The organism is Candidatus Bathycorpusculum sp. (assembly GCF_009778815.1).
Classification (GTDB): domain Archaea; phylum Thermoproteota; class Bathyarchaeia; order Bathyarchaeales; family Bathycorpusculaceae; genus Bathycorpusculum; species Bathycorpusculum hydrogenotrophicum.
Genome location: NZ_WRFL01000094.1, coordinates 1 through 7,011, shown reverse-complemented (window position 1 = coordinate 7,011; position 7,011 = coordinate 1). Strand labels below are relative to the sequence as shown.

The following is a 7,011-nucleotide window of genomic DNA, read 5'->3' as shown; positions in this document are numbered from 1 at the left end:
GAATAATCCTCCTCAGCGGCATACTGCAGGGCCGCCATCAAAAGCCAATCGGATTTGCCGCCTCCAGCCGCACCCCCATAGAGTACCTCGAGCCTCTTTTGCAAAAGCGCCACCGTCTGCGGACTCCGCCCATCCGCTAAGATTTGGGGTTTGTGCAGTATGTAGGGATTCTCCAAAACCGTCTGGATAAACAGATCAGTTTTGGATTTAAGTCGTGAATTCTGTTTCTCGGATAAGGGCTTCGTATCGGGCCAATTCAACTCGGACACTACTGCTGCGGAGATTGACATCAACCTTTTCGGTACTTTGCGATTTTAACTCGATTTTAGTCTGCCGCGTCTCCTTGAGCCCCTTGAGACGAGTAAGCTGACGAAACACTCCCGGTTTAGTTTCAGGATCCTCGCTCAACTCTAAACCAAGACGCAGCCACCAGCGATTCACCCAATCATCAAAATCCACAGTGCGCATCCACTTCTCAATTTTTCTGCTAACCACGACTCGGTGGCAGCCCAGTTTCTCTGCAATCTGTTCATAGGTATATTTTTGTTCGAGGTAGAATTTAATTTGCTCAATATCACCTAGTTCGCGGGCACTGAATTTGGTAACGTTTGGTAACATTTTAGATTTGTTGGATTTGGGTTTGGATGTTTTGTATTGGTCGGGATAAAAATCTGCCATTGAGAGCGGATCCATCAAGATCACTGTGTTGGGTTAGATTTGGAGTTGTTGTTGGCGCTGAATGCTGGGGCGAAGATTTCGCTGAAGCGGCTAAAGAGTTCCAGACACAACATTTGGCCTTTGGGGGTTAACTGGTAGGTTTTGCGTTGTCTTTCGCCTATGAGTGTGGTGGTGTGGGTGAGGTATCCGTTTGTTTCGAGCTGCTCAAGAAAGGGGTAGACGGCGCTGGGGCTGAGATTTTTTTTAAGAGTTGTTTGGGCGGAGGATATGAGCTGGTAGCCGTATTGGGGGCCAGAGTAGAGTTGGGTGAGTATGTAGAGGCGGTTGAAGTCTGTGAGTAATTTGTGTGGTTTGAGGCTGGATTGTGGGGTCATATGACTCGCTTAAAGTAGAGAGACGCGTAAATAATAAAGGTCGCGATATATCACAAAAAGACAGATCAGTTTAGGGAAGCAGGAGTTTTATGACCTCGACTATGACAAGACCTAGGCTGGCGGTTATGGTGGTGTAGAGGGCGAGTTTATCGCGAAAACTGAGGTGTGCGTCGTTGGTTTTTGTTTCAAGATGGGTTAAACGTGTTTCGATGTTTTGGAGGGTGGTTTGGATGTGGGGGATGTGGTTGAGTTCGAATTTGTAGTGGGTGCTCTGCACTTCGTGGAGTTGGTTTTTTATTTGTTGGAGTTCGCGTTTGATGTAGGTTATGCTGACTGCGTTTTTGATGATGTGTTCTTTGTTTTTCTGCGGCGTTGTGGCCATGTTTGTTTCCTGTAGGGTTTGGTTTTTGTTGTTTGTTGGGTGAGGGGTGATATGTCTTTTGTAGACGTAGAAAGCAGAAAAACGGAAAAAAATGGTCAAATAAGCTTAAATTATGCTTTGTTTGGTGTTTGGAGTCTTTTTTGATATGTCTTTTATAGACGTAGAAAGCATGCAGAGGAAGCGCCTTTTTTGTGTTTTTTAAAAAACCCAAAAATTAGAGCCTAAATCAAGGTTTATTTCTGATTTAGAGGTTTTTTAGATGTGTCTTTTAAAGACGTAGAAAGATGCAGAAGGAAAGAAAGCAGATATGGGAAAGGCCCCTCCTCCCCCTCTCTACCCCCCCCCGTGTCTGTGAATGTATAGGTTATAAAATAGAATAATAAATAATAATAATATAATATAATAATATAATATAATATAATATAATTATAGTTTAATATTACACGGAGAATTGTATTTAGAGCAGTACATTTAACAGTGACTTTAAAAAAAGGTCAGGAGGGGAGGACAACAGCAGACGAGGAGGAGGGCGCGGCGGCGGTGTTCTCAATCTTTAAAATCAACACCTTAACCCGGCAGTACTGCCCGCGATCGAGGCACTTGCGCGCCTTGCGGCACCTTGCCAGACAGCGATCCCAGACGGGGCAGGTCACAGCAAAGAGACCTCCGCAGCAAAAGCAAACTCGAGTGAGCCGCAGTTGGGGCAGGCATCTTCAGTCTCGCGGTAGTAGCTGCCGTTTTTAGCTGACCAATCAAGAGTTACCCGCGAAGGGGTGCTAAAGAGGTAGAGGCAGCGCAGACACTGATACTTAAACGGGGTCATTGGGGCGGGGTCTCCTGAGCAACCTCGGGGGTGAATTCTTTGATGCAGAGGCTTTTGCAGAAAATACAGCGGAGCAATCGAATGTTGGGGTCGTTGTTTAGGTTTACGTTGTGGTACTCGCCTGTTTTGTCGAGGTGTGTGAAGGTGTGGCCGCAGATGTCGCATTTGTAGACACGCAGAGTAGGAGGCTGCATTACGGGGGTGCCTCCGGTGCCCAAGGGTTGATTTTGGGGTCTTTGATGCATTCATCGCATAACCCCAAATACACCACCTCCCCGCGGGAAACAGACACATCGTTAACGGCGGTTCCGCAGTGGCTACATATTTCGACGTAGCCTTGTTTTGGCAGTTCCATGGTTAGGCCTCCGGTACTATGTTGGGTAAGGTTCCCGTCATGACGCCGCGTTCTTTGAGCAGATCCACAATCACAGCAAAGACGGCTTGGTCTTCTTTTTGGTCTTGGGTGGTTTGGGGGCGGTTGATTTTGTCTTTTTGGATCCAGTATTGGTTTAGCAGCCCCTTTAGGTCGAGGGGTTTGGCGAGGCGGTAGACGCGGTTTTGCAGCTCATTGTTGTATTGCATGGTTAGGCCTCCTCTTCTTGTTGGGTTGTTAGCCAGATTATGGGGATGTTTTTGAAGGGGCTGGCTTTGTTGATTAGGGAGAGGCCGTAGACGGCGGTGTTGGTTAGGGCGTGTTTTATGCGGATGAGTTTGACGTATTCGAAGGCTAGGGGGCCTTTGTAGATGTAGAGGGGGCTGTTTTCGGTTCGGGTTCGGTATTTTACGGTGAATTCTTTGTCCTCACGGGTGACAACTATGGGCGATAGAGCGGTCATTTTGTTACCACTCCAGGCTTACGGGTGCGGCCCGCTTTTCGGGGGTACACAACGTGCCGTCGCAGTCTGTCCAGTCATAGTGCCAGCGGCAAAATACACGGTCGGGGTAGTGGCGGCTGATGCGCAAAATATTGGCGCACCGGCCAAACAATTCAATTTCAAACTCAGTTAAATTAACCATACTTACTCACATCACTTGGTATTTGTCAGTAATACCAAATACTTTTTGGTATCTAATAAAGGTATTTATCACAAATACCAATCACTATAAACTACTAAAGAAACTTTATATATGGATTATGTCAAAGAAATATGGGAGACAAACCAGCATGCGAAACTACATCCTAACACCTAATGAGAGAGAAATAATCAAAGAATACCTAAACACAGACAAACGCCTCGACGGGTTCAAGCTGATCCTCAGTTTAGCACGTAAACACCAACCTGAAATAATTGTAGAAGATGAAGAATTGATAAAAAAATTACTGGCTAAAGCTGGAGAAAATAAAGTTATATAAACATATAAATCATTATTTAGTAGTAATGTTTCAGGTAGTTATAATCAGCAACGTGAAGTCACAAGCGTAAGTGCGTCATGGACTGTGCCGCAGGTTAACACTACCACAGGCGATGGGTACTCATCAGCATGGGTGGGTATTGGGGGACAGATTGATAAAACTTTGATCCAGATTGGAACAGAGCACAACGCTCATCGCGGAGTGGAATCTTATCATGCATGGTATGAGATGCTGCCCGATTATGCTATTCGAATTGAAAATTTCACCTTGGCACCAGGGGATATAGTGAGTGCATCAATTACGCTTATAGATCCAGAAACCAACGAGTGGAATATGCAAATAGTTGATCTAACCAATGATAAAACCTTTAACCAAAACTTTGTCTACAACTCAACCCGATCCTCAGGGGAGTGGATTATGGAACGGGTGATGGTAAATGGCAAAATCTCAAAACTCTCAGATTTTGGATCGATAACCTTTACCAACTGTTGGATAGATGTAGGCAACACCAGAGGAGTCATTGGCAACTTTACACATTCTCGAGTTTACATGACAAACGATCAACTCACCACCCTAGCATCAGCCTCAACACTCAACGATGATGGGGAAGGCTTCAGCGTTAAATACGCCAAACGTGACTAACATATTTACGCTCACACTACACAAACCAGCTAATCAGAAGAAACCAAGTAGCGCTGGTTGATTGGTAGTTTATATGTTTTTATAGTCTTTTGGTGTATTTTGCGTTACGGTAATAGATTTGATTGCCCCAACTGAAGCTGACCAAAACAAAACTGCTTTGCCTCCAAACTATACACCACTTGAGCTTGAAAAAGAAATCCGTGAATTCTGGATTAAAAATCAGATACGCCAAAAACTTGAAGCCCTAAAAGACTCGCCAGCCATCAAAGGTAATCTGGGATATATCGAGGGCCCTCCTACACTAAATGGTATACCCCATATTGGACATGCCCGCGGACGTATTATGAAAGATATCCGCTACCGATGGAAAACCATGGAAGGTTACTACATGCCGTTTTGGGCGGGATGGGACTGCCAGGGTCTGCCAGTTGAACTCGAAGTTGAAAAGCTCCTAGGGGTGCGTAACAAGCGTGAATCTATTGAGAAATATGGTATGGAGCGCTTCATTGAGGAATGTAAAAAGGCAATTATGCGCTATCACACTATGTGGCTTGATGCCGATAGCAGACTGGGGATAGCTATCAATCAAGACAAAGCCTATTGGACCTATCAAGACAGCTATATCGAGCGGGAGTGGCATATACTCAAAGCCGCTTGGGACCAAAAACTGCTCGAAGAAGGCCACTATGTTGTTGCCTACTGCCCGGGATGTCAAACCAGCCTCAGCAGTGCCGAGGTGGGTTATGAGGGCAGCTACAAAGAAGTTGAAGATCCCAGCCTCTACTTTAAATTCAGAGTCACAGACACCCCAAATGAGTATTTCTTGGTATGGACCACCATGCCCTTCACCGTTATAACCGACACCATGCTTGCGGTACAGCCAAACGCAGAATATGTTAAGGTCCAAGTTGGAGACGAAGTGTGGATTATGGTACGCCAACGCGTCGAAGCAGTCATGGCAGAGTTGGAGATTACCAAATATCAAATAGTTGAGACCCTGATGGGTAAAACTCTTGAAGGCATGGGTTATGATTATCCGCTCAAAGATATAATTCCCAAACAAGCCGAACTTGAAACACAGCACCCGCTGGTGCACCATGTTGTTGGAGAAGACTTTGTTGAGGTAGACACAGCCACAGGCGTTGTGCATCTCTCACCGGGGAATGGCGAGGATGATTTTTGGGCTGCTAAGCGCCGAGAGGTCCCTATATTTGTACCCTATGATGATGAGGTTAAATTCACCAACGACGCAGGAATTTTCACAGGCGTATTTGCCCGCGATGCTGATATGCTAGTTGTTGAGGAACTGCGCAACCGCAACAGTTTTGTTAAAGTAAAAAAAATCAAACACGAGTACCCTACCTGCTGGCGCAGCCACCACAAACTTGTCTGGCTGGCACGCAAGGAATACTTTTTACGCACCGATAAAATAAACGCCAAAGTGCTCGAAGCAGCAGAAAAAGTCGAATACTTCTATGAAGAACCTAAAAACCGCTTTTTAGGCTTTCTAAAAGAAGGCAAACCCTGGTGTATTAGCCGAGAACGCATCTGGGGTGCACCCCTGCCAATGTGGACATGTGAAAAATGCAACCACAAACACCTAGTCGCCAGCAAAAAAGAACTCATAGAATCCGCACAACAACCCATCCCAGCAGACTTTGAACTACACAAACCCTGGGTAGACCGCATCACTCTAAAGTGTGAAAAATGCGAAGGAACCATGCACCGAGAAGACTTTGTACTAGATACCTGGCATAACAGCGGTGCCTCACCCCACGCACGCTTCACTGATGAGCAAGAAGCCAAATTTGTACCCGCCATGTTTCTAACCGAGGGCATTGATCAAACAAGAGGCTGGGCAAACTCACTACTCTTAGAATATGTTATTCTAACCGGCAAACCCATCGCACCCTACAAGGCCTTTTTGTTCCAAGGCTTAACACAAGATTCCAAGGGCCGAAAAATGAGCAAAAGCTTAGGCAATGTCGTACAAACAAACGAGTTGCTCTCTAAAACCAGTGCAGATCTGTGCCGCTTCTATATGATGCGCAAAACTTCACCACTGGATTTCATGAGTTTTGACACACAAGAACTCAGCCGCCGAAGCTACCAAGTGCTCTCCACCCTCTACCACCTAAGCCGCTTCTTTAGCGAAAACGCAACCTTTGACAACTTTAACCCCCAAAAATACTCCCTCCAATGGGCCACCCAAACAAACAAACTCCAACCAGCCGATCACTGGCTCCTCTCAGTACTACAAAATAAAATCCAACAATACACCCAAAAAATAGACAGATGCGAATTCAACACCGCCGTGGCAGTTCTTGAAGACTTTGTCATCGAAACCCTTAGCCGCCTCTATGTACCCATGATACGCAAAGAACTCTGGACCGACGAACCCGAAACCGTTGAACGCCGCCAAACCATCTACGCCCTGCTATACCACACCCTAAAAACAATCACTTTACTCTTCAACCCCGTTACACCGTTTCTAAGCGAAATGCTCCACCAAAAAATCTACCGCCCCCTCGAACCCACCCTGCATGAATCAATAAACCTATCAGCCTGGCCCATCCCAGACCAAAAACTCTGCAACCCAACCCTCGAAGAACAATTCGAAGTACTCCTAAAGGCAGTTTCAATTTCCTTTGCCGCACGCCAACAAGGAAAACTCAAACGCCGCTGGCCACTAAGCAAAGCAATCGTTGTGGCACCCGAAAAAACTCTGCAAGCACTAAAAACCCTCGAAGAGCTATTT

The 7,011-nt window shown here is 45.9% G+C and carries 11 protein-coding genes and 1 pseudogene; 3 read left to right on the top strand and 9 right to left on the bottom strand.

Annotated elements, in window-relative coordinates:
- Positions 1–207: 207 nt before the first annotated feature.
- From FWF39_RS11565 to FWF39_RS11525, 9 genes are all read right to left on the bottom strand, one after another.
- Positions 208–693, bottom strand: coding sequence for a hypothetical protein (locus tag FWF39_RS11565; protein WP_343383594.1), 486 nt, complete (start codon positions 691–693; stop codon positions 208–210).
- A 5-nt stretch (positions 694–698) separates the two neighbouring features.
- A complete protein-coding gene (locus FWF39_RS11560; RefSeq protein WP_343383593.1) occupies positions 699–1,052 on the bottom strand; it encodes a PadR family transcriptional regulator in 354 nt (117 codons plus the stop codon).
- 70 nt (positions 1,053–1,122) lie between these two features.
- The gene (locus tag FWF39_RS11555) at positions 1,123–1,533 is read right to left on the bottom strand and encodes a hypothetical protein (RefSeq protein WP_343383592.1); all 411 of its coding nucleotides are present in this window, start codon (positions 1,531–1,533) and stop codon (positions 1,123–1,125) included.
- A 550-nt stretch (positions 1,534–2,083) separates the two neighbouring features.
- Complete coding sequence (locus tag FWF39_RS11550) at positions 2,084–2,257, bottom strand: hypothetical protein (RefSeq protein ID WP_343383591.1); 174 nt, start codon at positions 2,255–2,257, stop codon at positions 2,084–2,086.
- The gene (locus FWF39_RS11545; protein ID WP_343383590.1) at positions 2,254–2,451 is read right to left on the bottom strand and encodes a hypothetical protein; all 198 of its coding nucleotides are present in this window, start codon (positions 2,449–2,451) and stop codon (positions 2,254–2,256) included. The genes FWF39_RS11550 and FWF39_RS11545 overlap by 4 nt, the downstream gene beginning before the upstream one ends.
- On the bottom strand, positions 2,451–2,612 hold the full coding sequence (locus FWF39_RS11540; protein WP_343383589.1) for a hypothetical protein: 162 nt from the start codon (positions 2,610–2,612) through the stop codon (positions 2,451–2,453). Before FWF39_RS11540 ends, FWF39_RS11545 begins: the two co-directional genes overlap by 1 nt.
- Before the next feature lie 2 nt (positions 2,613–2,614).
- On the bottom strand, positions 2,615–2,839 hold the full coding sequence (locus FWF39_RS11535; protein WP_343383588.1) for a hypothetical protein: 225 nt from the start codon (positions 2,837–2,839) through the stop codon (positions 2,615–2,617).
- A gap of 2 nt (positions 2,840–2,841) precedes the next feature.
- Positions 2,842–3,093 (bottom strand): hypothetical protein, encoded by a 252-nt coding sequence (locus FWF39_RS11530; protein WP_343383587.1) that lies wholly within the window; start codon positions 3,091–3,093, stop codon positions 2,842–2,844.
- Positions 3,094–3,097: 4 nt separating this feature from the next.
- Complete coding sequence (locus tag FWF39_RS11525; protein ID WP_343383586.1) at positions 3,098–3,274, bottom strand: hypothetical protein; 177 nt, start codon at positions 3,272–3,274, stop codon at positions 3,098–3,100.
- A gap of 148 nt (positions 3,275–3,422) precedes the next feature.
- On the opposite strand from FWF39_RS11525, the gene FWF39_RS11520 reads away from it, so the two are divergent.
- The 3 genes and pseudogenes from FWF39_RS11520 to ileS all read left to right on the top strand — a co-directional run.
- Positions 3,423–3,611 carry a hypothetical protein gene (locus tag FWF39_RS11520; RefSeq protein WP_343383585.1) on the top strand — a complete coding sequence of 63 codons (189 nt, stop codon included), beginning with the start codon at positions 3,423–3,425 and terminating at the stop codon, positions 3,609–3,611.
- Positions 3,612–3,644: 33 nt separating this feature from the next.
- Positions 3,645–4,253 (top strand): annotated as a pseudogene (locus FWF39_RS11515) (G1 family glutamic endopeptidase); the annotation flags it as partial.
- 118 nt (positions 4,254–4,371) lie between these two features.
- On the top strand, positions 4,372–7,011 hold a 2,640-nt coding region (gene ileS / locus FWF39_RS11510; protein ID WP_343383584.1), incomplete at its 3' end, for an isoleucine--tRNA ligase.